General features: G+C 70.0%; 16 protein-coding genes and 3 tRNA genes. 15 read left to right on the plus strand and 4 right to left on the minus strand.

All coding sequences use genetic code 11. The features are described 5' to 3' along the window. The first annotated feature begins 54 nt into the window (after positions 1-54). From ACJJVL_RS13480 to acs, 3 genes are all read left to right on the plus strand, one after another. Complete coding sequence (locus tag ACJJVL_RS13480; RefSeq protein WP_405219480.1) at positions 55-627, plus strand: PH domain-containing protein; 573 nt, start codon at positions 55-57, stop codon at positions 625-627. Further along, positions 611-2,137 (plus strand): PH domain-containing protein, encoded by a 1,527-nt coding sequence (locus ACJJVL_RS13485; protein ID WP_405219726.1) that lies wholly within the window; start codon positions 611-613, stop codon positions 2,135-2,137. Before ACJJVL_RS13480 ends, ACJJVL_RS13485 begins: the two co-directional genes overlap by 17 nt. A 90-nt stretch (positions 2,138-2,227) precedes the next feature. Further along, the gene (gene acs, locus ACJJVL_RS13490; RefSeq protein ID WP_405219482.1) at positions 2,228-4,171 is read left to right on the plus strand and encodes an acetate--CoA ligase; all 1,944 of its coding nucleotides are present in this window, start codon (positions 2,228-2,230) and stop codon (positions 4,169-4,171) included. Between the two features lie 256 nt (positions 4,172-4,427). Here the strand turns inward: acs and ACJJVL_RS13495 are convergent, their stop codons facing one another. Then, positions 4,428-4,886: a RidA family protein gene (locus tag ACJJVL_RS13495; RefSeq protein ID WP_405219484.1), complete on the minus strand. Its 459-nt coding sequence runs from the start codon at positions 4,884-4,886 to the stop codon at positions 4,428-4,430. Next, entirely contained in the window at positions 4,883-5,056 is a 174-nt protein-coding gene (locus ACJJVL_RS13500) for a hypothetical protein (RefSeq protein ID WP_405219486.1), read from the minus strand. Before ACJJVL_RS13500 ends, ACJJVL_RS13495 begins: the two co-directional genes overlap by 4 nt. Before the next feature lie 49 nt (positions 5,057-5,105). Between ACJJVL_RS13500 and ACJJVL_RS13505 the strand changes: the two genes are divergently transcribed. The 4 genes from ACJJVL_RS13505 (at position 5,106) to pheA (ending at position 10,152) form a co-directional block, all read left to right on the plus strand. After that, entirely contained in the window at positions 5,106-7,658 is a 2,553-nt protein-coding gene (locus tag ACJJVL_RS13505; RefSeq protein ID WP_405219488.1) for a transglycosylase domain-containing protein, read from the plus strand. Then, positions 7,630-8,589 carry a metallophosphoesterase gene (locus ACJJVL_RS13510; RefSeq protein WP_405219490.1) on the plus strand — a complete coding sequence of 320 codons (960 nt, stop codon included), beginning with the start codon at positions 7,630-7,632 and terminating at the stop codon, positions 8,587-8,589. Before ACJJVL_RS13505 ends, ACJJVL_RS13510 begins: the two co-directional genes overlap by 29 nt. A gap of 46 nt (positions 8,590-8,635) precedes the next feature. Beyond that, positions 8,636-8,712, plus strand: a tRNA-Pro gene (locus ACJJVL_RS13515). Between the two features lie 501 nt (positions 8,713-9,213). Then, positions 9,214-10,152, plus strand: coding sequence for a prephenate dehydratase (gene pheA, locus ACJJVL_RS13520; RefSeq protein WP_405219492.1), 939 nt, complete (start codon positions 9,214-9,216; stop codon positions 10,150-10,152). A gap of 52 nt (positions 10,153-10,204) precedes the next feature. On the opposite strand, the gene ACJJVL_RS13525 is transcribed toward pheA, so the two are convergent. Further along, positions 10,205-11,182: a diacylglycerol/lipid kinase family protein gene (locus ACJJVL_RS13525; RefSeq protein WP_405219494.1), complete on the minus strand. Its 978-nt coding sequence runs from the start codon at positions 11,180-11,182 to the stop codon at positions 10,205-10,207. Positions 11,183-11,262: 80 nt separating this feature from the next. Between ACJJVL_RS13525 and serS the strand changes: the two genes are divergently transcribed. The 8 genes from serS to ACJJVL_RS13565 all read left to right on the plus strand — a co-directional run bounded on the left by serS (position 11,263) and on the right by ACJJVL_RS13565 (position 18,691). Beyond that, entirely contained in the window at positions 11,263-12,525 is a 1,263-nt protein-coding gene (gene serS / locus ACJJVL_RS13530; RefSeq protein ID WP_405219496.1) for a serine--tRNA ligase, read from the plus strand. Beyond that, complete coding sequence (locus tag ACJJVL_RS13535) at positions 12,525-13,325, plus strand: HAD family hydrolase (protein ID WP_405219498.1); 801 nt, start codon at positions 12,525-12,527, stop codon at positions 13,323-13,325. The genes serS and ACJJVL_RS13535 overlap by 1 nt, the downstream gene beginning before the upstream one ends. A 111-nt stretch (positions 13,326-13,436) precedes the next feature. Continuing rightward, a tRNA-Ser gene (locus ACJJVL_RS13540) sits at positions 13,437-13,521 on the plus strand. A gap of 32 nt (positions 13,522-13,553) precedes the next feature. Then, positions 13,554-14,831 carry an LCP family protein gene (locus ACJJVL_RS13545; RefSeq protein ID WP_405219500.1) on the plus strand — a complete coding sequence of 426 codons (1,278 nt, stop codon included), beginning with the start codon at positions 13,554-13,556 and terminating at the stop codon, positions 14,829-14,831. A 273-nt stretch (positions 14,832-15,104) separates the two neighbouring features. After that, a tRNA-Ser gene (locus ACJJVL_RS13550) sits at positions 15,105-15,196 on the plus strand. A gap of 270 nt (positions 15,197-15,466) precedes the next feature. After that, positions 15,467-16,786 (plus strand): ABC transporter substrate-binding protein, encoded by a 1,320-nt coding sequence (locus ACJJVL_RS13555; protein WP_405219502.1) that lies wholly within the window; start codon positions 15,467-15,469, stop codon positions 16,784-16,786. Between the two features lie 151 nt (positions 16,787-16,937). Continuing rightward, positions 16,938-17,795, plus strand: a complete 858-nt coding sequence (locus tag ACJJVL_RS13560; RefSeq protein ID WP_405219504.1) for a carbohydrate ABC transporter permease — start codon at positions 16,938-16,940, stop codon at positions 17,793-17,795. Continuing rightward, positions 17,792-18,691 carry a carbohydrate ABC transporter permease gene (locus ACJJVL_RS13565; RefSeq protein WP_405219506.1) on the plus strand — a complete coding sequence of 300 codons (900 nt, stop codon included), beginning with the start codon at positions 17,792-17,794 and terminating at the stop codon, positions 18,689-18,691. Before ACJJVL_RS13560 ends, ACJJVL_RS13565 begins: the two co-directional genes overlap by 4 nt. A 52-nt stretch (positions 18,692-18,743) precedes the next feature. Here the strand turns inward: ACJJVL_RS13565 and ACJJVL_RS13570 are convergent, their stop codons facing one another. Then, positions 18,744-20,513, minus strand: a complete 1,770-nt coding sequence (locus ACJJVL_RS13570; protein WP_405219508.1) for a glycoside hydrolase family 35 protein — start codon at positions 20,511-20,513, stop codon at positions 18,744-18,746. Positions 20,514-20,524 lie beyond the last annotated feature (11 nt).

Here is a 20,524-nt window from a genome sequence, read left to right on the forward strand (position 1 = left end):
ACCGATCGGCGCCGGCCGCGCTCCGACCTCATCTGTGGAGGCACCATGCCTACAATGACTCCGCCAGCAGTGAATGCTCTGGCCCCGGACGACGGTGTGTCCAGGAGAGAGGCGGTTCGCATCAGCGCTTCGACCGAGCCGCCGCGCGACGGCGCGCCTGGCGAGCACTCGCTTGCACCGGGGGCCCTGCGCTATCGCACCATCCTCGGCGCCGTCGCGATCCTTGCCGTCGGTGCGATCGCGACCGCGCTGACGCTGCTGCTCGTCCATGAGCCCGGATGGAGGCTCGGGGTCCTGATCGCGGTGGCCGTCTTCGTCGTGCTCTCCGCCGTCACCGATCTGCTGGTGCTCAATCGCATCGAGGTGCGCTCCACCTCTTACACGGCGACGCCCGACTTCGTCTACGTCGCGCGGGGCCGCTGGTTCCGACGCACCACCGTCGTCGCGACGACGCAGATCCTCAATGTCGAGATCGCCCAGGGTCCGCTCCTGCGCAGCCTCGGACTGGTCAAGGTCACCCTCACCCGCATCGCCGACGAAGAGGCGATCTCGCCGCTCACACCGGCGGCCGCCAGCGAGCTGCAGAGCGTCGTGCTCGGTGCGCAGCGTGATGATGCCGACGCCTGACGGTCAGCGGCTGCCTCGAGGCTCGGTGCGCGCCTCCTACCTCGGGCATCTGACCAGCATCATCGGGCTCACCGTCGCGGGCGTCTTGTACACCGTGCAGGAAGACCTCTGGCCGGGTCCGATCGCCTGGCTGCTCATCGGCCCGTTCCTCGCGATCCGGCTGACCGATCCCTGGTACGTGTGGTGGACCACGCGCGTCGCCGTGCGCGACAGCGCGATCGTGCACGTGAGCGGTCTTCTCGAGCGCCGCACCCAGACTGTCGCCTGGCGAGACGTGCGAGCGGTCGATGTCGCCGAGCCATGGGGTCACCGACTGCTCGGCCTGGCGCACGTCACCATCGCCCAGGCGGGCGGCGAGGCGGCGCGCGTCGTCATCCCGGCCGTCGACCAGCCAACGCTCGCACGGATCCGGCAGCTCGCGGACTCCCATCGCAGCGGCGAGGAGGCGACGGCGAGGCACGCGGACGCGCCGGACGCGCGCACCGCCACGGTCGAGCCATCCGCGGGGTTGGCCGCCGCGGCGGCCGGGGGGCACGCACGCCCCGACCGCGGCAGATCGCTCTACCACGCCACGATCGCCGACCTGCTGATCGCGAGCCTGGTGTTCGGCCAGTTCGCGATCGCAGGCGCAGCAGCCGCGTATGCGCTCTGGGAGATGCTCGAGACCTTCGGTCTCGACCAGGCGGCCCTGCGGCTCGCGGGCGACGGGGCCGTGGTCGCCGCCGCGGTTGTCGCACTGGTCATCGTGCTCGCGGGCGCGGCGATGACCGCGCTCCGCTTCTGGGGGTTCGAGGTGCGCGTCACCGAGGGCGGCGACGTCGCCATCGCCTACGGCGCGATCGAGCGCCGCCACCGCACCATCGATGCGTCCGCGATCGCCGGGGCGACGCTCAAGCGCAATCTGATCGAGATGATCCTCGGCCGCGTCCGGCTCGGTCTGCTCACCACCGACAGCGCAGCGCAGCTCGGCACGAATCTGCTCCTGCCGTCTCTCCCCTCGCGGGTCGTCGACAGGGTCGTGGAGGAGCTGCTGCACGAGCGAGCGCCGGCCTCACCGCTCACCGGGCGGGCCGGGGCGCTCCGCGGAGCCGCGCTCCTGCTGGTCAGCATCGCGCCAGCAGCCGGACTGGCATGGCTGGTGGCCGACCAGGACCTGCCGCTCTGGCTCGGCATCGTGGGCGTCGCGCTCGCGCTGCTGCTCTCGTTCTCGATCGGTCGCGTGCTCTGCTCGCGCATGACCTTCGAGTCCGCGCAGCACATGGTGGCCCTCACCACGCTCTACGTCGGCGACCGGCTGCACCTGGTGCACGCCGCCTCCGTGCACCAGATCGCGGTGTCGCGGATGTTCGGCAGGCCGTACCTGACGCGCGCGCACTACTACGCCGGCGCTCCTCGCGCACTCACGGCGGCTCGATTCTCGGTCGACGATGTCACCGCGATCGCGCGGGCCGTGGCAGAAGGCGCACGCGCGGCGCTGCAGCGACGGCTCGCCCGACGTCGGCGCGCGTGACGCTGCGACCCGGGTCGTGCGCACCACGGCGCAATGAGCCACGAGCCCCCGGGTAGGCTCGCCCCGACGACGACGTCTGGAGGAGCCCCTGTGTCTGACCGCATCGACCATCTCATGAACGAGACCCGCCGCTTCGCGCCCCCCGAGGCGCTCGCGGGCGACTCGGCCACGTCCGCCGCGCTGTACGAGCGCGCCGACGAGGACCGACTGGCGTTCTGGGCCGAGCAGGCGCGCGAGCTGCAGTGGGAGACGCCGTTCACCGAGGTGCTCGACTGGCAGCCGCCGCACGCGAAGTGGTTCGCCGACGGCACGCTCAACGTGGCGGTCAACTGCCTCGATCGGCACGTCGAGGCGGGCAACGGCGACCGCGTCGCACTGCACTGGGAGGGCGAGCCCGGCGACCGCCGCACGATCACCTACGCCGATATGACCGCTGAGGTGAAACGGCTCGCGAACGTGCTCACGTCGCTGGGCGTCAAGGCAGGCGACCGCGTCGCGATCTACCTGCCGATGCTGCCGGAGGCGGTCGCCGCGATGCTCGCATGCGCCCGCATCGGCGCCATCCACACCGCTGTCTTCGGCGGCTTCAGCCCCTCGAACCTGCGCGGTCGCATCGACGACGCCGGCGCGACGCTCGTCATCACCACCGATGGTGCCTGGCGAAAGGGCAAGGTCTTCGCGCTCAAGCCCACGGTCGACGAGGCGCTGCGCGAGCCCGGCCACGGCGTCACGAACGTGCTCGTCGTCAAGCGCGGCGAGAACGAGATCGACTGGACCCCCGGCCGCGACGTCTGGTACCACGAGGCGATGGCGGATGCCGAGGCCGAGCACGTCGCCCAGGCGTTCCCCGCCGAGCATCCGCTCTTCATCCTCTACACCTCCGGCACGACGGGGCGGCCGAAGGGCATCCTGCACACCAGCGCCGGCTACCTGACCCAGACCTCGTTCACGCACCGGCACGTGTTCGACCTGAAGCCCGAGTCGGATGTCTTCTGGTGCACCGCCGACATCGGCTGGGTCACCGGCCACAGCTACGTCGTCTACGGACCGATGGCCAACGGCACCATGCAGGTGATGCACGAGGGCACCTTCGACACCCCGACGCCGGAGCGCCCGTGGCAGATCATCGAGCGCTACGGCGTGACCATCTTCTACACGGCGCCGACGGCCATCCGCACGTTCATGAAGCTGGGGCGCCAGCACACGCAGACGAGCGACCTGTCGAGCCTGCGCGTGCTCGGCACGGTCGGCGAACCCATCAACCCGGAGGCGTGGATGTGGTACCGCGACGTCGTCGGCGGCGGGCACACGCCCGTGGTCGACACGTGGTGGCAGACCGAGACCGGCGCGATCATGATCTCGGCGCTCGCCTCGGTGACGACGCTGAAGCCCGGCAGCGCGCAGGTGCCGATCCCCGGCATCGCGGTCGACGTGCTCGACGAGAGCGGCAACTCGGTCGGCAACGGCGACGGCGGGCTGCTGGTCGCGACCGAGCCGTGGCCGGCGATGCTCCGCACCATCTGGGGCGACGACGAGCGATTCCGCGAGACCTACTGGGAGAAGTTCGGCGACAAGTACTTCGCCGGCGACGGTGCGCGCAAGGACGACGACGGCGAGGTCTGGCTGCTCGGGCGCGTCGACGACGTCATGAACGTGTCGGGCCACCGCCTGTCGACGGCAGAGATCGAGTCATCGCTGGTCGGGCACGACGGCGTCGCGGAGGCGGCGGTCGTCGGCGCGACGGATGCGACCACGGGCCAGGCGGTCGTGGCCTTCGTGATCCTGAAGGAGTCGGCGTCGCGCGAGCACTCCGTCGAGGAGGCCGAGCAGATCCTGCGGCAGCACGTGTCGAAGGACATCGGAGCGATCGCCCGGCCGCGCCAGGTGTTCATCGTGCCCGACCTGCCGAAGACGCGCTCCGGCAAGATCATGCGGCGACTGCTGCGCGACCTTGCGGAGGGTCGCACGCTGGGCGACACCACCACGCTCGCCGATCAGTCGGTCGTCGACGCGATCCAGTCGCAGATGCGCTGAGCCACCGCGTGCACCCGGTCTCGTGACGCGGCGCGCTGCGCGCGCCGCTCCTCGACCTACGGGGGGCGTCGGCCCTCCCGCAGCCATCCCCCTCGCAGGTCGAGGAGCGCGGGGCCGCAGGCCCTGCGCGTCACGAGACCGAGCACGCCCCCGTAGGTCGAGGAGCGCCGGGCCGCAGGCCCTGCGCGTCACGAGACCGAACGGCCAAAGGTCTCGTCACGCGGCGCGCTCCGCTCCTCGACCTACGAAGCGTCGCTCAGGCGTAGGCGACGATCAGCTCGACCTCAACGGGTGCGCCGAGCGGCAGCTCGGCCACGCCGACGGCGCTGCGCGCGTGACGCCCGTCGTCACCGAAGATCTCACCCAGCACATCGCTGGCACCGTTGACGACTCCGGGCTGGCCTCGGAAGCCCTCAGCCGACGCGACGAATCCGACCACCTTGACGATGCGGGTCACGCGATCGAGCGAGCCGATCTCGGCCTCGATCGCCGCGAGCGCATTCAGTGCGCACTGGCGCGCGTCCCGCTGCGCATCCTCCGGCGACACCTCTGCGCCGACCTTGCCGACATGCGCCATCGCGCCGTCCACCATCGGCAGCTGCCCCGACGTGTAGGCGAAGCCGTTTGCCGAGACCGCGGGCACGTAGGAGGCGACCGGCGGCACCACCGCGGGCAGCGTCAGTCCGAGCTCCGCGAGTCGCTGCGCAACGCTCACGCCTCGCCACCCGACTCCACGGGGCGCTTGAGGAACGCGACCATGCCGCCCTCTGGCCCGTTCGCGACGTGCACGAGCTCCCATCCGTCGCCGCCCCAGGTGTTCAGGATGGCGGTCTCGCGGTGGATGAGGAGCGGCGTGGTCGCATACTCCCAGATGGTCTTCGACATGGTCTGTCGTCCCCTGCCCTCATAGGTTGTTCCCGTACCCTGACATGCTATGGCTGCATCACGACACAAGCCAGGAAGCCTGCTGGGCTCCCTGCTCGGGCTCATCGGGTTCTCCGCAATCGCCGGAATCCTCATCTCGGCGACGCTGACCCCTGCTCTCGCGGTCGCTTCGAGCGCGGCGAACAGCGGCCTCGACCTCTTCGAGAGCCTGCCCTCCTACGCCCAGATCAACCAGCAGGCGGCGCGCAACCGCATCTACGGCGTGCGCGACGGCCAGCCGGTCGAGATCGCGCAGTTCTACGCCCAGGATCGCCAGGTGCTGCAGTGGAGCGATGTGCCGTCGACCGCGGTCAACGCGCTCGTGGCCGGCGAGGATCGCCGCTACTACCAGCACGGCGGCGTCGACGCCCCGTCGGTGATCCGAGCGGGGATGTCGCAGCTCGGCTTCGGCGGCGACTCCGGTGCCTCGACCCTCACCATGCAGCTCGTGCGCCAGCAGATCGCCATGGACGCCTTCGTCCGCGGTGACGAGGAGACCTACGCGCAGCAGTATCAGGAGAGCTACCAGCGCAAGCTCGCCGAGATGCGTCTCGCAATCGGCCTCGAGCAGGAGTACACGAAGAACGAGATCGTCCTCGCCTACCTGAACATCGCCAACTTCGGCGGCAACATCTACGGTATCGAGTCGGGCTCGCAGCGCATCTTCAACAAGCCCGCCTCGCAGCTGACGATCGCCGAGTCGGCCGCGCTCATCGCCACGGTGCAGAACCCGTCGATCCGCAACCTGTTCAACGCCGAGAACTGGCCGCGCAACCAGGAGCGACGCGACTTCATCATCCGCAACATGGCTAGCGAGGGCCTCATCACCGCAGAGCAGCGCGACGAGGCGCTCGCCATCCCGGTGGATGAGAACTTCGTCGACATCCAGCCGGCCGACAACGGCTGCATCACCGGCTACGAGTCTGCGCGCTTCTTCTGCGACTACGTCACCCGTGTGCTGCAGCGCGACCAGGTCGACGGCCACTACATCCTCGGTGCCTCGCAGGAGGACAACGCGGCAGCGCTCTTCCAGGGCGGGTACCGCATCTACACGTCGATCGACCTCGGACTCAACGACTCCGTCCAGAGCACCGTCGACCAGCTGGTGCCCAACGACGAGACCCGCTGGGATTCCGGTGCTGCGGTGACGCAGCTCGAGGTGGGCACGGGCCGCATCCTCGCAATGGTGCAGAACAAGGACTTCTACCCCACGACTGATGCGCCGCCGACCGCAACGAGCGTGAACTTCAACGCCGATGCTGCGCATGGCACGTCGACCGGCTTCCAGCCGGGCTCAGGGTTCAAGATCTTCACGCTCGCGCAGTGGATCATCGACGGCCACTCGGTCAACGAGCAGCTCGACGCCACCCGACAAGAATGGCCGCAGGGCGCGTTCAAGGCCGAGTGCACCGGCCTGGTCTCGGAACCGTGGGACCCGCAGAACAACGAGGGCAATGAATATGCCCGGATGACGCCGACCGAGATCATGGTGAACTCGGTGAACACCGGGATCGCGCGCATGGCGAGCGAGCTCGACCTATGCGACATCCACGACACGGCGGAGCGGATGGGCACCTACCCGGCCAATGGCGAGTGGGACATCTTCGCTCCCGCCGTGATCGGCTCCGGCTCCACCGTGACGCCCATGGGCATGGCCAGCGCATTCGCGACCGTCGCCAACGGCGGTGTCGCGTGCAAGCCGATCGCCATCGACCGCATCGTCGCCCGCGACGGCACCGAGGTGGCCCCTCCCGGCCAGGACTGCAACCAGGCCATCACGCCGGAGGTCGCGTCGGTCATGCAGCTGGTGCTCGAAGAGGTCACGCAGCGCAACCCGATCAACAACCCGCCGGGAGAGACGCCGGTCATCTCGAAGACGGGCACCACGAACAACGTGATCCAGACCTGGGTGAACGGCGCGAGCCCGACGGTCGCCACCTCGGTGTGGGTCGGCAACATCAAGAACCAGTACTCGCTGGAGGCTCGCTGGAACGTGCGATCGTCGATCTTCACCGCGGCGATGGGTGAGGCGATCAACCGTTACCCCGGCGGCGAGTTCCTCTCCCCCGACCAGGACACGCTGCGGGGCAACGCCAGCGAGCTGCCGAACGTGGCCGGCCAGAGCGTCGCGGACGCGGAGGCGACCCTGACGGCCGCTGGCTTCACGGTGCAGGTGGCGGACCCGATCGAGGGTCTGCAGGCTGAGGGGATCGTGGAGTACACCGCGCCGGGCGCCGGCTCGCTCGTGACCACGCAGACGCCGATCATCATCTACCCGTCCAACGGCGGGCTCTCGCCCGACGCAGAGCCGGAGGCGACCGAGGCGCCGGGGGCCGCCACCTGGCCGAACCTCGTCGGCCAGACGCTGGCCGACGCCAGGTCGACCGTGTCTGGCGCCGGGTTCAACGCCGATCTGATGCAGATCACCTGGCAGGACCACGGCGAGGCGAACGTCTGCACGGTGCTCGCGCAGAACCCCGAAGCCGAATCGCCGGGCGCACCGGGCGATCCGATCTCGGTGGTCGTCGGCACGAATGCCGCAGGAGGCAACCCTGGCTGCTAGCCCGAGAGCGCTCGGCGCGGCGATCGGTGGCGTGCTCGCCGCTGGCGCCGCCGCTGCGGCCTACGCGACCGCCGTCGAGCCGCGGGCCTTCCGCGTGCGCACGGAGACGCTGCATGTGCTGCCCCGCGGCGCGCGACCGATCACGGTGCTGCATCTGGCCGACATCCACCTGGCGCCGTGGCAGACCGACAAGCTCGATTGGCTCGCCGGGCTGACGACGACCGAACCGGATCTGATCGTCAACACTGGCGACAGCCTGGGTCACGCGGCTGCGCTGCCCGCACTGGCCGACGCTCTGCGAGTGTTCCAGGGTGTGCCGGGGTTCTTCGTGCATGGCTCGAACGACGTGTACGGGCCGGAGTACAAGAATCCGCTGCGGTACTTCGGCGGGCCGTCGAAGCCCAGCGGCAGTCCTCCCAAGCGCCTCGACACAGCGGGTCTCGAGCGGGCCTTCGAAGACCTCGGATGGCTGAACCTCAACAACACGGCGCGAGCCATCGAGGTGCGCGGCACGACCGTCGCCGCGTTCGGCGTCGCGGACGCGCACCGGCACTGGGATCGGCTCGACCAGACCGAGACAGCCATCTCCCGGATGCGCAAGGCCGTCGGCGACGGCCCGCGCGTCACGCTCGGCGTCACGCACGCGCCGTACCAGCGGATCCTGAACGCGTTCGTCGACCTCGGTGCCGACGCGATCCTCGCGGGGCACACGCACGGCGGCCAGGTCCGCATCCCGGGCGGGCACGCGCTCGTCACCAACTGCGACATCCCGCGCGACCAGGCCTCGGGGCTCAGCAGGTGGCGCCACGAGGGCCGCTCGGTGCCGCTGAACGTCTCGCAGGGCATCGGCGCATCGATCTACGCGCCGTTCCGACTCGGGACTCCCCCGGAGGCTGTCGTCGTGTCGCTGCAGCCTCGCGACATCGGGTAGACTGGTGCGGTTGCTCTGCCGGTTCTCACATTCGGCGAAGCAGCACCGGGGTGTGGCGCAGCTTGGTAGCGCGCGTCGTTCGGGACGACGAGGTCGCAGGTTCAAATCCTGTCACCCCGACCATGTGTGCAGGGCCCTCGCCGATCGGCGGGGGCCCTTCGCTGGCTCTGGTCTCGTGACGTGCTTCGGCTGCGCCGCAGCGCTCCTCGACCGACGAGCAGCACCCCCGCAGGTCGAGGCACGCCCGCGGGTCGAGGCGCCCCCGCAGGTCGAGGAGCGGGCGGCGCAGCCGCGCGCGTCACGAGCTTGGCGGGGCGCCCTGCGGGCGCCGCTTTGGATGGGCGAAAGTGGGCTATGGCTGGGTCTGGTGGCGGGCCATGCTGGGTGTGCTGCGGTCGACGCCGGTCGGTCTTAGTGCTTGTGAGCCTGTTCACGAGCTTGGCGTGGAGGGCTTCCACGGGGACCGTGGATTGGTGGGCGTGGTTGGGGGAGGCCCGGGCGGGGCTTGCGTCGTGCAGCGGCCCGGGCGGCGAGCGGGGCGGCGCGGGCGGTGATTGGGCGGCGCGGTTGGGGTCGTGAGCGGCGGCGCGGTCGGGGCGGTGCGGCGGTCGTAGGCTGGCGAGCATGAGCCAGCCGCGCGTCGTCACGTTCCTCGGCCCCCGCGGCACCTTCACCGAAGCCGCACTCGAGCAGGTGAAAGGGCTCGAGGGTGCCGAGCGGATGCCGGTCGCGAACGTCGGCGAGGCGCTCGCGGCGGTGGCGGACGGGCGCTCGGATGCCGCGATGATCGCGATCGAGAACTCCATCGAGGGCGGTGTCACGGCTGCGCAGGATGCGCTCGCGGCGACCCTGGGCCTGCGCATCATCTCGGAGCACGTCGTGAGCGTGAACTTCTCGCTGGTCGCGCCCGCCGGCACGAGCCTGGACGAGATCCGCGTGATCGCCGCGCACCCGGTCGCCTGGGCGCAGTGCACCGCGTGGCTGCAGCGAGAGCTGCCCGGCCGCGCGCACCTGCCGGCCGCGTCGAACGTCACCGCAGCTGCAGAGCTCGGATCGGGTCCCGCGCAGGCGGCGCTGTCGACCCCGACCGTCGGCCGCTGGGTCGACGGGCTGGAGGTGCTCGCCGATCGCATCGGTGACAACCCGGATGCCGTGACGCGGTTCCTGTTCGTCGGGCGCGCGGCGGTTCCGGGGGAGCCGACCGGCGCGGACAAGACGAGCCTCGTGGTCGAGCTGCCGAGCGACGAGCCGGGCGTGCTGCTCGACATGCTCGAGCAGTTCGCGACCCGCGGGGTGAACCTGTCGCTCATCCAGTCGCGCCCCATCGGCGATCGCCTCGGCCGCTACCGCTTCGTCATGGACGCCGATGGGCACATCCGCGACGAGCGGGTCGCGGACGCGCTGCTCGGCCTCAAGCGCTTCTCACCGCACGTGACGTTCCTGGGCTCCTACGCGCGAGCGGACGGCGATCGGACGCACGTCGAGCGCCGCTTCACGGACCGCTCGTTCGAGGACGCGCGCGATTGGCTGCGGGGCCTGCTCGCGGGGGAGCCCGACGCCTGATCGGCCGCTCCGTCACAGCCGAGCGCGTCGCGCCTCGGCCACAGCGCACGCGTCAGACCGCGACGCCCTGCTGCGCGCGGCGGTGCGGCACGCGCACGACGAGCGATTCGTCTCGGACGACGGCGCGCAGGGCGATCGCCTCGCCCACGACATCCCCGTCGACCTGCACGGCACGCGGCTCCTCGAGTCGAGCTGTCGTCTCCTTCGCCTGGCCGTAGCCGAGCGCGGCTCCGGTGCGCTGGCGGCCCAGGCGACCGCTGCGCCGCAGCAGCTTGGTCACGAGCAGGTTGTTGCGCGTGAGGTAGCCGACCACCTGCATCCAGCCGCGAACCCCCTGAGGACGGATGAGGGCGATGTCGAGCTTGCCGTCGTCGATCACGGCGTCCGGCAGCACCACGATGCCGTTCGTGACCGTGCCGCAGTTGCCGATCAGCATCGTGTTCACGGTCGAGCGCACCGTGCGACCACCGTCCATGCGCACCTGCACGCGCACCTTGTCGAGGCCCGAGATCACGCGGCCGGCGGCGTCGACGTACGCGAGCCAGCCGACACGCTTCTTCAGCTCCTCATCGGTCTTGTCGATCATCTCGGCGTCGAGCCCGAAGCCGACCATCACGGCGAAGGCGTGCCGGGAGCGCGTGCCGTCCGGAGCCTCGACCTCGAGCTCGCCCAGATCGATCTCGCGCTCCTCACCCTGGAACGCCGTGCGCACGGCGTTGCGCAGGTTCGTGACGTCGATGCCGAGGTTCCGGGCGAGCAGGTTGCCGGTGCCGGCGGGGATGATCGCCAGGACGACATCCGTGCCGGTGATCGCATCGGCCGCCACCCGCACGGTGCCGTCGCCCCCGGCGACGAGCAGCAGATCGATGTCGGACTCGAGCGCCGAGTCCACGGCGGCCCTGCCGGCGTCATCGGCATCCGTCTCGAACCACACGGGCTCCGACCACTCGATCGGCTGCGCCGACTCGACCGCAGCGGCGAGCCGATCGCGGCCCATCTTCACCGGGTTGTACACGATTCCTGCGCGCATGGTCGAAGCGTACCTCGGGCCCCGTCGCGCCTCCTGCGGGATGCGGCGACCGCACACCGGGCCGCTCCTAGACTGGAGGGGTGATCGATCTTCAGCTGCTGCGCGACCAGCCAGACCTCGTCAGGGAAAGCCAGGAGCGCCGCGGCGACCCCGTGGCGCACGTCGATGCAGCGCTGCTCGCAGAGAGTGCTCGCCGGGCTGCGATCACCGAGTACGAGGGCCTGCGGGCCGAGCAGAACGCGCACGCCAAGCTCGTCGGCACGGCCAGCAAGGAGGAGCGCCCGGCGCTCATCGAGCAGGGCAAGTCGCTCGCGGCCGGCGTGAAGGATGCGCAGGGGCGCGTCAGCGAGGCGGAGGCCGCCTTCCAGACAGCGGTCTCGAGGATCGGCAACATCGTGCACCCGGATGTGCCGGCGGGGGCCGAGGAGAACTTCGTCACACTCTCGACGCACGGCTCCGAGCGCACGCTCGACTTCGACGCGCGCGATCACGTGGAGCTCGGCGAGCGCCTGCATGCGTTCGACATCGCTCGTGGCGCGAAGGTCGCGGGCACCCGCTTCTACTACCTCACCGGCATCGGCATGCGGCTCGAGCTGGCGCTCATGCTCATGGGCCTCGACCAGGTGATGGCCGACGGCTTCACCCCGCTCATGACCCCGACCCTCGTGCGCCCCGAGATCATGCAGGGCACCGGCTTCCTGGGCGAGCACGCGGCCGAGGTCTACCACCTGCCGGCCGACGATCTGTACCTCACCGGCACCAGCGAGGTGGCGCTCGCGGGCTTCCACGCCGATGAGATCGTCGACCTCGCCGAGCCCAAGCGCTATGCCGGCTGGTCGACCTGCTACCGACGCGAGGCGGGCTCTGCGGGCCGCGACACCCGCGGCATCCTGCGCGTGCACCAGTTCAACAAGCTCGAGATGTTCTCGTACGTGCAGCCGGAGGCTGCGGAGGAGGAGCACGACCGCATGCGGGCTCTGCAGGAGCGGATGCTGCAGGCCTGCGAGCTCGACTATCGCGTGATCGACGTCGCGGCAGGCGACCTGGGCTCGAGCGCCGCGCGCAAGTTCGACATCGAGGCGTGGATCCCCTCGCAGCAGACGTACCGCGAGCTCACCTCCACCTCGAACTGCACGACCTTCCAGGCGCGTCGCCTCGCCACGCGCTACCGCACCGAGAGCGGGAAGACCGCCCCCGCCGCGACGCTGAACGGCACCGCCGCGACCACCCGGTGGATCGTCGCGCTGCTCGAGACGCATCAGCAGGCTGACGGCTCGGTGCGGGTGCCGGAGGCGCTGCGGCCCTACCTGGGCGGCATGCAGACGATCGAGCCGGTGGCCTGATGGAGCGCCTGCTGATCGGCCTCGACATCGACGGCACGATCGTGCTCGAGGACGACTCCCTCTCCCAGCGGGTCGCGGATGCTGTGCGAGCGGTCGTCGACGCCGGCCACTCGGTCGTGCTGGCCACGGGCCGCTCGAAGCCCTCGACCGTGTCGACCGCCGAGCGCCTCCAGATCGAGCCCACCCACCTGGTGGCCGCCAACGGCGCGCAGGTGCTCGAGCTGCGCGGCGAGCACTACGCGACCATCCACGTGGAGACCTTCGACCCCGGGCCCGCGCTGCGCACGATCGCCCAGGGGCTGCCGACAGGGTCCTTCATGGTCGAGGATGCGGCCGGCCACCGCCGCTTCACGAACGGCATGCTCGACTGGGACCTCGACAACGCGGAGCAGGTCGAGTTCGAGGAGTTGCTGGGCATCCCAGCCATGCGCGTCGTCGTCATGAGCCCCGACCACCACGTCGACGATTTCCTCCAGATCGTCGAGTCGATGGGCCTGCACAAGGTCTCCTACGCGATCGGCTACTCGTCCTGGCTCGACATCGCGCCCGACGGTGTCAACAAGGCCACAGGGCTCGAGCGGGTGGCGAAGCTGCTGGGGTTCACACGCGATCGCATGATCGTGGTCGGGGATGGCCGCAACGACATCGACATGTTCCAGTGGGTGGTGGCGGGCAACGGCCGCGCGGTTGCGATGGGTCAGGCGCCGCCCGAGGTGAAGGCGGCCGCGAACGAGGTGACCGCCACGGTCGAGGACGACGGCCTCGCCGTGCTGCTGGAGGGTCTGCTCGTCCGCAGCTGAGCGCGCTGAGGTCCCGCTGCGGCGCCTCGATCGCAATGGCCGTGCGCGGGACGCCCGCGCGCACCGTAGGATCTTGCGGAGGTCGCTTCGTGCCACGCGCGGGCGGCCACTGGAGGGCTGTCCGAGCGGCCGATGGAGCCGGTCTTGAAAACCGGTGGGCAGCGATGCCTCGTGGGTTCGAATCCCACGCCCTCCGCAGCACAGCCGAGCAGCAGGGGAGGGCCGCGGATGAGCGCTGAGCGCGCGTCGAGCGTCGTGGACACCTCGTCGATGGTGCCTCGTCACGGTCGACTGCACCGCCTCTCCGGTGCTGGGCACTTCTTCCGCTGGCTTGCGCTCGGGCTCTCCGTGGTGCTCGTGGCGGCGGTCGGCGTCGTGGGTGTTTCGGTGCTGCGCCTCTCGACCGGCATCGCCACGGTCGACCTGGGCAGCGACGTGCCGCCGGCCCAGGCCGGCTTCGCCCCGTACGCGGGTGGGTTCACCATCTTGCTCGTGGGCTCGGATCAGCGGATGGGCCAGGGCTCCGACTTCGGCGAGGACGCCTACGGCGAGGGCCGTCTCAACGACGTGACGATGCTCCTGCATGTCAGCGACGACCACGAACGGGCCCGCGTCGTCTCCTTCCCGCGGGACCTGGTCGTCGACTACCCGGCTTGTGAGGATCCGGAGACCGGCGAGACCACGCCCGCGGCCTCCAATGTCCAGTTCAACCAGGGGCTCGAGCGCGGCGGCCTGTCGTGCGTGGCCGAGATGGTCACCGACCTGACCGGCATCGACGTGCCATACGCGGCGATGATCACGTTCCAGGGGGTCATCAGCATGTCGACGGCGGTCGGCGGTGTGCCCGTGTGCTTCGCCGGCCCGATCGACGACAGCTACACGGGACTGCAGATCCCGGAGGCGGGAACGTACGAGCTGGAGGGCGAGCAGGCGCTGCAGTTCCTGCGCTCGCGCCACGGCGTCGGCGACGGATCCGACCTCGCGCGCATCTCCTCGCAGCAGGTGTTCCTCTCGTCGCTCGTGCGCACCCTGCAGTCGGATGCGGTGCTCACCGACCTCACGCGCCTGTACGCGATCTCGCAGGTCGCGCTCGACAACATGACGCTCTCCTCCGGCCTGGCAAACGTGGGCACCATGGTGTCGATGGCGCGCGTGCTCGCGGACATCCCGCTGGAGACGATGCAGTTCGTGCTCTACCCGAACGTGCTCGAGGGCAATCGGGTCTATCCCGACGAGCAGGCGGCGAACGAGCTGATGCGACGCATCCGCCTCGATCTGCCGATAGAGCTCGGCGAGGACTCGCTCGGCATCGGATCGACCTCCGAGACGCCGACGCCGACCCCGACGCCGGGCGCTCCGGGAGCGGAGACACCGGCGGCGACCGAGCCCCCGGAGCCGGTCGAGACGCCGGGCGCCGATCCGACGCCGACGCCGACCGGCGACCTCGAGGGCGTGGTCGGCCAGGACGCCGCGCAGGAGTCCTGCGTCGTCCCCTTCGGCGGCTGACGATCCATCGCCGCCTCGCAGCTCGAGGAGCGCGCGGCGCAGCCGCACGGGTGGTGTCCCGTAGGTCGAGGAGCGGGCGGCGCAGCCGCCCGGGTGGTGTCCCGTAGGTCGAGGAGCGGGCGGCGCAGCCGCACGGGTGGTGTCCCGTAGGTCGAGGAGCGGGCGGCGCAGCCGCACGCGTCACGAGACCGGAACGGCACCCATCGCCCCGCCGCGCATCCACCCTCCATCTCTTTGGTAGAGTGGCCGCTGGCCTGCCGTCAGGTGGGCCGAGGAGACGTCGCATAGTCCGGCCTAGTGCACCACCCTGCTAAGGTGGAGTCCCCAATAGGGGACCGAGGGTTCAAATCCCTCCGTCTCCACCAGGCCCGAGGCCCCGCCATCCACGGATGCGGGGCCTTCGTCGTGCGTGCCGCACGTTCGCCCGCGGGATCGCCCGGCTGCGCCGCAAGCAGCACCGAATGTTCGCGTTGCTCAAGCGCGGCGAAAGCTGACCGAAAAGGTTGGCGCAGACCGCTGTCCGTAGTATTGTGAGCGCAAACATTCCACTCAGGGAACGCCGCATTGCCTCCTCGAAACCGCGAGGGAGCGCTCACGGCCGAACGGGCGGAACGACGCTCAACGAGGAGAATTCCATGACATCCAGGACTCGTGTCCCGCGCGCCGTCGCTGCAGCGGCCGCCACCGCACTGCTCGTTGCGGCGCGCAGCAGCACCGCCGGCGAGGCCGACCCCAGTGCGGCTCCCGCGGGCGGTGGCGAGCCGATCGAGCTCAGCTACCTCCACCGGCTTCCCGACGGTGAGGGCATGACCCCGGTCGCCGAGATCGTCGACCGCTGGAACGCCGAGCACCCCAACATCCAGGTCACCGCCACCAAGTTCGACGGCGCCGCCCCCGACATGATCCTCAAGCTCGAGACCGATGTCGGCGCCGGCAACGCCCCCTGCCTCGCGCAGCTTGGATACGCCGAGATCCCCCAGCTGTTCGTCAAGGGCCTGCTGGAGGATGTCGCCGAGGAGGCCGCCGCCTACGAGAGCGAGTTCTCGGCCGGTGCCTACTCGCTGGTGACCGTGGGCGACGCGACCGTCGGGCTGCCGCAGGACACGGGCCCCCTGGTCTACTTCTACAACGAGGCGGAGTTCGAGCGCCTCGGGATCGCCGTGCCGGAGACCCTCGAGGATCTGGCGGCCGCATCCGAGACCGCTGCCGCGGACGGCGCGTTCGTGACGTCCTTCACGCCGGACGAGGCGCTCAACTGGCTGTCGGCGCAGTCCGCGGCCGCGGGCGACGAGTGGTTCGGCGCCGGTGAGGGCGGCTGGAGTGTCGACATCGAGGGCGAGGGCAGCGAGCGTGTTGCGGCGTTCTGGCAGGACCGGATCGACAACGACGAGACGCTCGTCACCGAGCGCTGGGGCGAGGGCTTCACGCAGGCGCTCAACGACGGCAGCCTCATCGGCCACGTCGGCGCAGCGTGGGAGGCCGGCTTCATGCTCGACTCGCTCGACGGCACGGACGCCGAGGGCCAGTGGCGCGTTGCGCAGCTCCCCGACTTCGGTGCCGGTGCCACGACGGGTGCCGATGGAGGCTCCGGTGTCGCGGTGATGGCAGGGTGCGAGCACCCCGTCGAGGCAATGGAGTTCAACGCCTGGTTCAACACGCAGATCGATGATCTCGCGTCGCAGGGCCTGGTCGTCGCGGCGAACGGCACCCCGGCCACCAGTGACAAGATGCTGCGCCAGTTCGGCGGTCAGGACGTGCTCGAAGAGCTCGCCACGGCGTCCGGCAACATGAACCCCGACTTCGTCTACGCGCCGGGCTTCGCGTCGCTCACCGTCATGAGCGAGACTGCGGCCGGCGTGGCCGACGGCAGCGCCACGGTTGCGGATGTCTTCGGCAACGCGCAGACCTCGGCCGTGAGCACGCTGCAGGATCTCGGGCTGCCCGTCGCCGAGTGACCGGGTCGTCCGCGACCTGAGGTCCGGAGCATCCGTAGAGAGCAGAGGAATCGGACGATGAGTGCAATCCCCCCCGGTCAGTGCCCCGAGCGTGACCCGAGCGCGCCGCAGCAGCGGCAGTCGGCACCAGGCGCTGACCGGGTGGATGTTCATGGCACCGTTCTCCGTGCTCTTCCTGATCGTGTTCCTCGTGCCGATCGCGGTGTCGGTGCGATCGGCGATGTTCGCGCAGATGCCGGCCGGCGACGACCTCTATGGCGGCGGCGGCATCGTCGACACGTTCATCGGGTTCGACAACTTCGCGCTCGCGATCAGCAGCGGTCCGTTCTGGGTGGGGATGGGGCGCGTGCTCGTGTACGCGCTCTTCCAGATTCCGATCATGATCGCTGCCGCGCTCGGCCTCGCGCTGCTGCTGGATGCGTTCATCGTGCGTCGGCCGGGCCTGTTCCGGCTGGCGTTCTTCCTGCCGTTCGCCATCCCGGGCGTCATCGCCGCGATGATCTGGCTGTACCTCTACACACCCGGGGTCTCGCCGCTGCTGCCGTACCTGCCGGAGGGCACGAGCTTCATGGCGCCCGGCACGATCCTGGCATCGATGGCGAACATGACGACCTGGACGTACACCGGCTACAACATGCTGATCTTCCTCGCGGCGCTGCAATCGATCCCGCGGGACCTGTACGAGGCAGCCCGGCTCGACGGTGCGACCGGCTGGCAGATCGCCGCGCGGATCAAGGTCCCGATGGTGCGAGGAGCGGCGCTGCTCGCGGTGCTCCTATCCATCATCGGCACCGTGCAGCTGTTCAACGAGCCGATGGTCATGGAGAGCGCGAACCCCTGGATGGGCAAGTCGTTCACGCCCATGATGCTCACCTACAACTCGCTGCTGGGTGCGGTCTCGCCGTCCGGCACGGGCCCAGCATCCGCCTACTCCGTGCTGATGGCGGTGATCGCGGGCGTGCTCGCGATCGTCTACGCGTTCCTGCAGCGCAGGAAGGGAGACGCATGACCGCGATCAGCCTCCGGCAGCGTCGGACGCTCGCGAAGGCAGCAGCACTGCCGCCGCTCGCGGAGCGACCCGGCCCGATCGCCAAGTTCGCAGGCGTCGCGGTGCTCGCCGTCGCGACCATCTACTTCCTCGCGCCCGTCGTGTGGGTGATGATCGCCTCGACGAAGAGCAACCGCGATCTCACCACCTCGTTCGGCTTCTGGTTCTCGGAATGGAACCTGGCCGCGAACTACGAGAGCCTGCTGGTCTGGACGCAGGGGCTGTTCTGGCAGTGGGTCGGCAACTCGATCTTCTACTCCGTCTCGGCCGGCGTGATCGGCACGCTGTTCGCGGTCATGGCGGGCTACGCCATCGCCAAGTTCGACTTCCCCGGCAAGCGACTGGCGGTCGGAGCAATCATGGGAAGGCTGCTCCTCCCCGTCGCGCTGCTGACGGTGCCCCTGTACATCGAGTTCCAGGCATTCGGCCTGGTCGACACCCCCTGGGCGATCATCATCCCGTCGGCGGTCTCGCCGTTCGGCGTCTTCCTCGGCATCGTCTACGCCCGGGATGCCGTGCCGACCGAGCTCCTGGAGGCGGCGCGGATCGATGGCGCGGGTGAGATGCGCATCTTCTTCACCATCGTCGTGCGGCTGCTGGCGCCAGCGATGGTGACGATCTTCCTGTTCGTCTTCGTGGCGACCTGGAACAACTTCCTGCTGCCGCTGATGATGCTCTCCTCCGCCGAGCTGAAGCCCGTGACGCTGGGCCTGTACGGCATGATGACCTACTTCGCGCCCGCGAAGGGTGCCGTGATGCTCGGTGCGCTCCTCGGGGTGCTGCCCCTCATCGTGCTCTTCTTCGGGCTGCAGCGCTTCTGGCGCTCGGGCCTCTCGGCCGGAGCGGTCAAGGGCTGAGACGACGATGCTCCCGCTCAACGGTGTCGGGCGGGAGCATCGCGGGCGTCGATCAGGAGCCGATGAACTCCTCGACGTCTCCGAACTCGGGCTCGTCGCGCACCTCCACCGTGCCGCCGAGGCGCTCGAGGTCCAGCACCCGCACCGTGTTGCTGCCGACGCGCCAGAGCGGCGCGGGCGCGTACAGCGTCACCTGCGGCCCCACGCTCCAGTAGCGGCCGAGCAGGAAACCGTTCAGCCAGACGAAGCCCTTGCCGCCTCCGGGGAACGCGAGCCACGCGTCGGCGAGCTCATCCACCTGCAGCTCAGCGCTCGCGAAGCCGTCGTCGCCGACGGCACCCATCGGCTGCGGGTCGGCCATCGGCACGATGCGGTGCGTCCACCCGTGCGCGAAGCGCCGACCGATGAGCACACCGGCCAGGATGCCCTTGTGCTCGCCGATGAGCGGTCCGTAGTTGATCCGCCCGACGCTCTCGACGACCAGGGTGATCACCGCGGGTGCGTCCGAGACGGGCAGCGGCAGACGTGTCTCACCATCGCGATCGAGCGTGCCGATCCTGTGGCCGTCGACGAACACGGTGGCGCGGTCGTGGAGCACCGGCAGCGACAGCACATCGTCGCCGGCCTGCACGACCGCGGTGGTCTCGTAGACGACGATGCCATCGGCGAGCCCCAGCTCCTCGAACGTCGCTGGGCGGGCGAGCTGCTTGCCCTCGGGCAGCGCCCGGAGCGTCTCGAGGAGCGACGACTCCGGCTCGAGCCGCGCGGTCCTCGTCGGCTGGAACCGCAGGGGCGCGGGCAGCGCGGGCAGCGGTCCGTCGTGGAACGGAGCGAAGGCGGCGCGCAGCGCCTCGAACTTCGCGCCCACTCGTCCGTCTTCGGCGATCGGCGCATCCGAGTCGTAGCTGGTGATCGTCGGCTGGATGACGCCATCCCAGTTCGCGCCGTTCCAGAGCCCGAAATTCGTGCCGCCGTGCGCCATGTAGAGGCTCAGCGACCCGTCGGCCGCGAGCAGCTCGTCGACGGTCTGCATCACGCTCTCGGGACTGCGCACGTGGTGCTGCTCGCCCCAATGGTCGAACCAGCCACCCCAGAGCTCGCTGCACAGGAGCGGGGTCGCGGCGGGCAGCAGGTCGACGGCCGTCTGCACGCCGGTACCGAACGTGAAGCTCGGCAGCGCGCCCTCGACGGAGCCGTGCGCGAGCATCCCCGCCGTGATGCCGTCTGCGGTCGTCAGCAACTCGACGATGCCGTGCTGCCGCAGCAGATCACGCTGGTGATGCAGGTGCTCCCGATCCGAGCCGAAGGATCCGTACTCGTTCTCGACCTGCACCGCCACGATGGGGCCGCCATGGGCAGCCTGCAGAGGAGCGATGCGCGGCAGCAGTTCGCCGTACCAGCGCTCCACAGCCTCGCGGTAGACCGGGTCGCTGCTGCGGACGCTCCGGGTGCGAGCGGTGAGCCAGCTCGGCAGCCCGCCGTTCGACCACTCCGCACAGATGTACGGGCTGGGTCGCAGGTAGACGTCGAGCCCGACCTCACCCGCGAGGCGGATGAAGCGCTCGAGATCGCGCCACCCGTCGAAGCGCGGCGCGCCTTCGACCTCCTCGTGGAAGTTCCAAGCGACGTAGGTGTCGACCGTGTTCGCGCCCATCGCCGCGAGTCGGCGCAGCCGATCCTCCCACTGCTGCGGGTGCACCCGGAAGTAGTGCACAGCGCCGGCAAGCATGCGGTGCGGAACGCCGTTCCGATGCAGGCGACTGTCGTCGTAGGTGAGCGCGGACGTCTTCGCTCCTGCGACCTGCGCGTTCGTGCTCGTCACCGGGTTTTCCC

This window comes from Agrococcus sp. Ld7, assembly GCF_045064095.1.
In the GTDB taxonomy this organism is placed as follows: Bacteria; Actinomycetota; Actinomycetes; order Actinomycetales; family Microbacteriaceae; genus Agrococcus.

Excerpts from the sequence above, each read along its gene's own strand:
- ACJJVL_RS13480 (WP_405219480.1), top strand. The coding sequence starts at position 55 with ATGACTCCGCCAGCAGTGAATGCTCTGGCCCCGGACGACGGTGTGTCC.
- ACJJVL_RS13485 (WP_405219726.1), top strand. The coding sequence starts at position 611 with ATGATGCCGACGCCTGACGGTCAGCGGCTGCCTCGAGGCTCGGTGCGC.
- ACJJVL_RS13500 (WP_405219486.1), bottom strand. The coding sequence starts at position 5,056 with ATGTCGAAGACCATCTGGGAGTATGCGACCACGCCGCTCCTCATCCAC.
- ACJJVL_RS13505 (WP_405219488.1), top strand. The coding sequence starts at position 5,106 with ATGGCTGCATCACGACACAAGCCAGGAAGCCTGCTGGGCTCCCTGCTC.
- ACJJVL_RS13510 (WP_405219490.1), top strand. The coding sequence starts at position 7,630 with ATGCCGCAGGAGGCAACCCTGGCTGCTAGCCCGAGAGCGCTCGGCGCG.
- pheA (WP_405219492.1), top strand. The coding sequence starts at position 9,214 with ATGAGCCAGCCGCGCGTCGTCACGTTCCTCGGCCCCCGCGGCACCTTC.
- ACJJVL_RS13525 (WP_405219494.1), bottom strand. The coding sequence starts at position 11,182 with ATGCGCGCAGGAATCGTGTACAACCCGGTGAAGATGGGCCGCGATCGG.
- ACJJVL_RS13535 (WP_405219498.1), top strand. The coding sequence starts at position 12,525 with ATGGAGCGCCTGCTGATCGGCCTCGACATCGACGGCACGATCGTGCTC.
- ACJJVL_RS13545 (WP_405219500.1), top strand. The coding sequence starts at position 13,554 with ATGAGCGCTGAGCGCGCGTCGAGCGTCGTGGACACCTCGTCGATGGTG.
- ACJJVL_RS13555 (WP_405219502.1), top strand. The coding sequence starts at position 15,467 with ATGACATCCAGGACTCGTGTCCCGCGCGCCGTCGCTGCAGCGGCCGCC.
- ACJJVL_RS13560 (WP_405219504.1), top strand. The coding sequence starts at position 16,938 with ATGGCACCGTTCTCCGTGCTCTTCCTGATCGTGTTCCTCGTGCCGATC.
- ACJJVL_RS13565 (WP_405219506.1), top strand. The coding sequence starts at position 17,792 with ATGACCGCGATCAGCCTCCGGCAGCGTCGGACGCTCGCGAAGGCAGCA.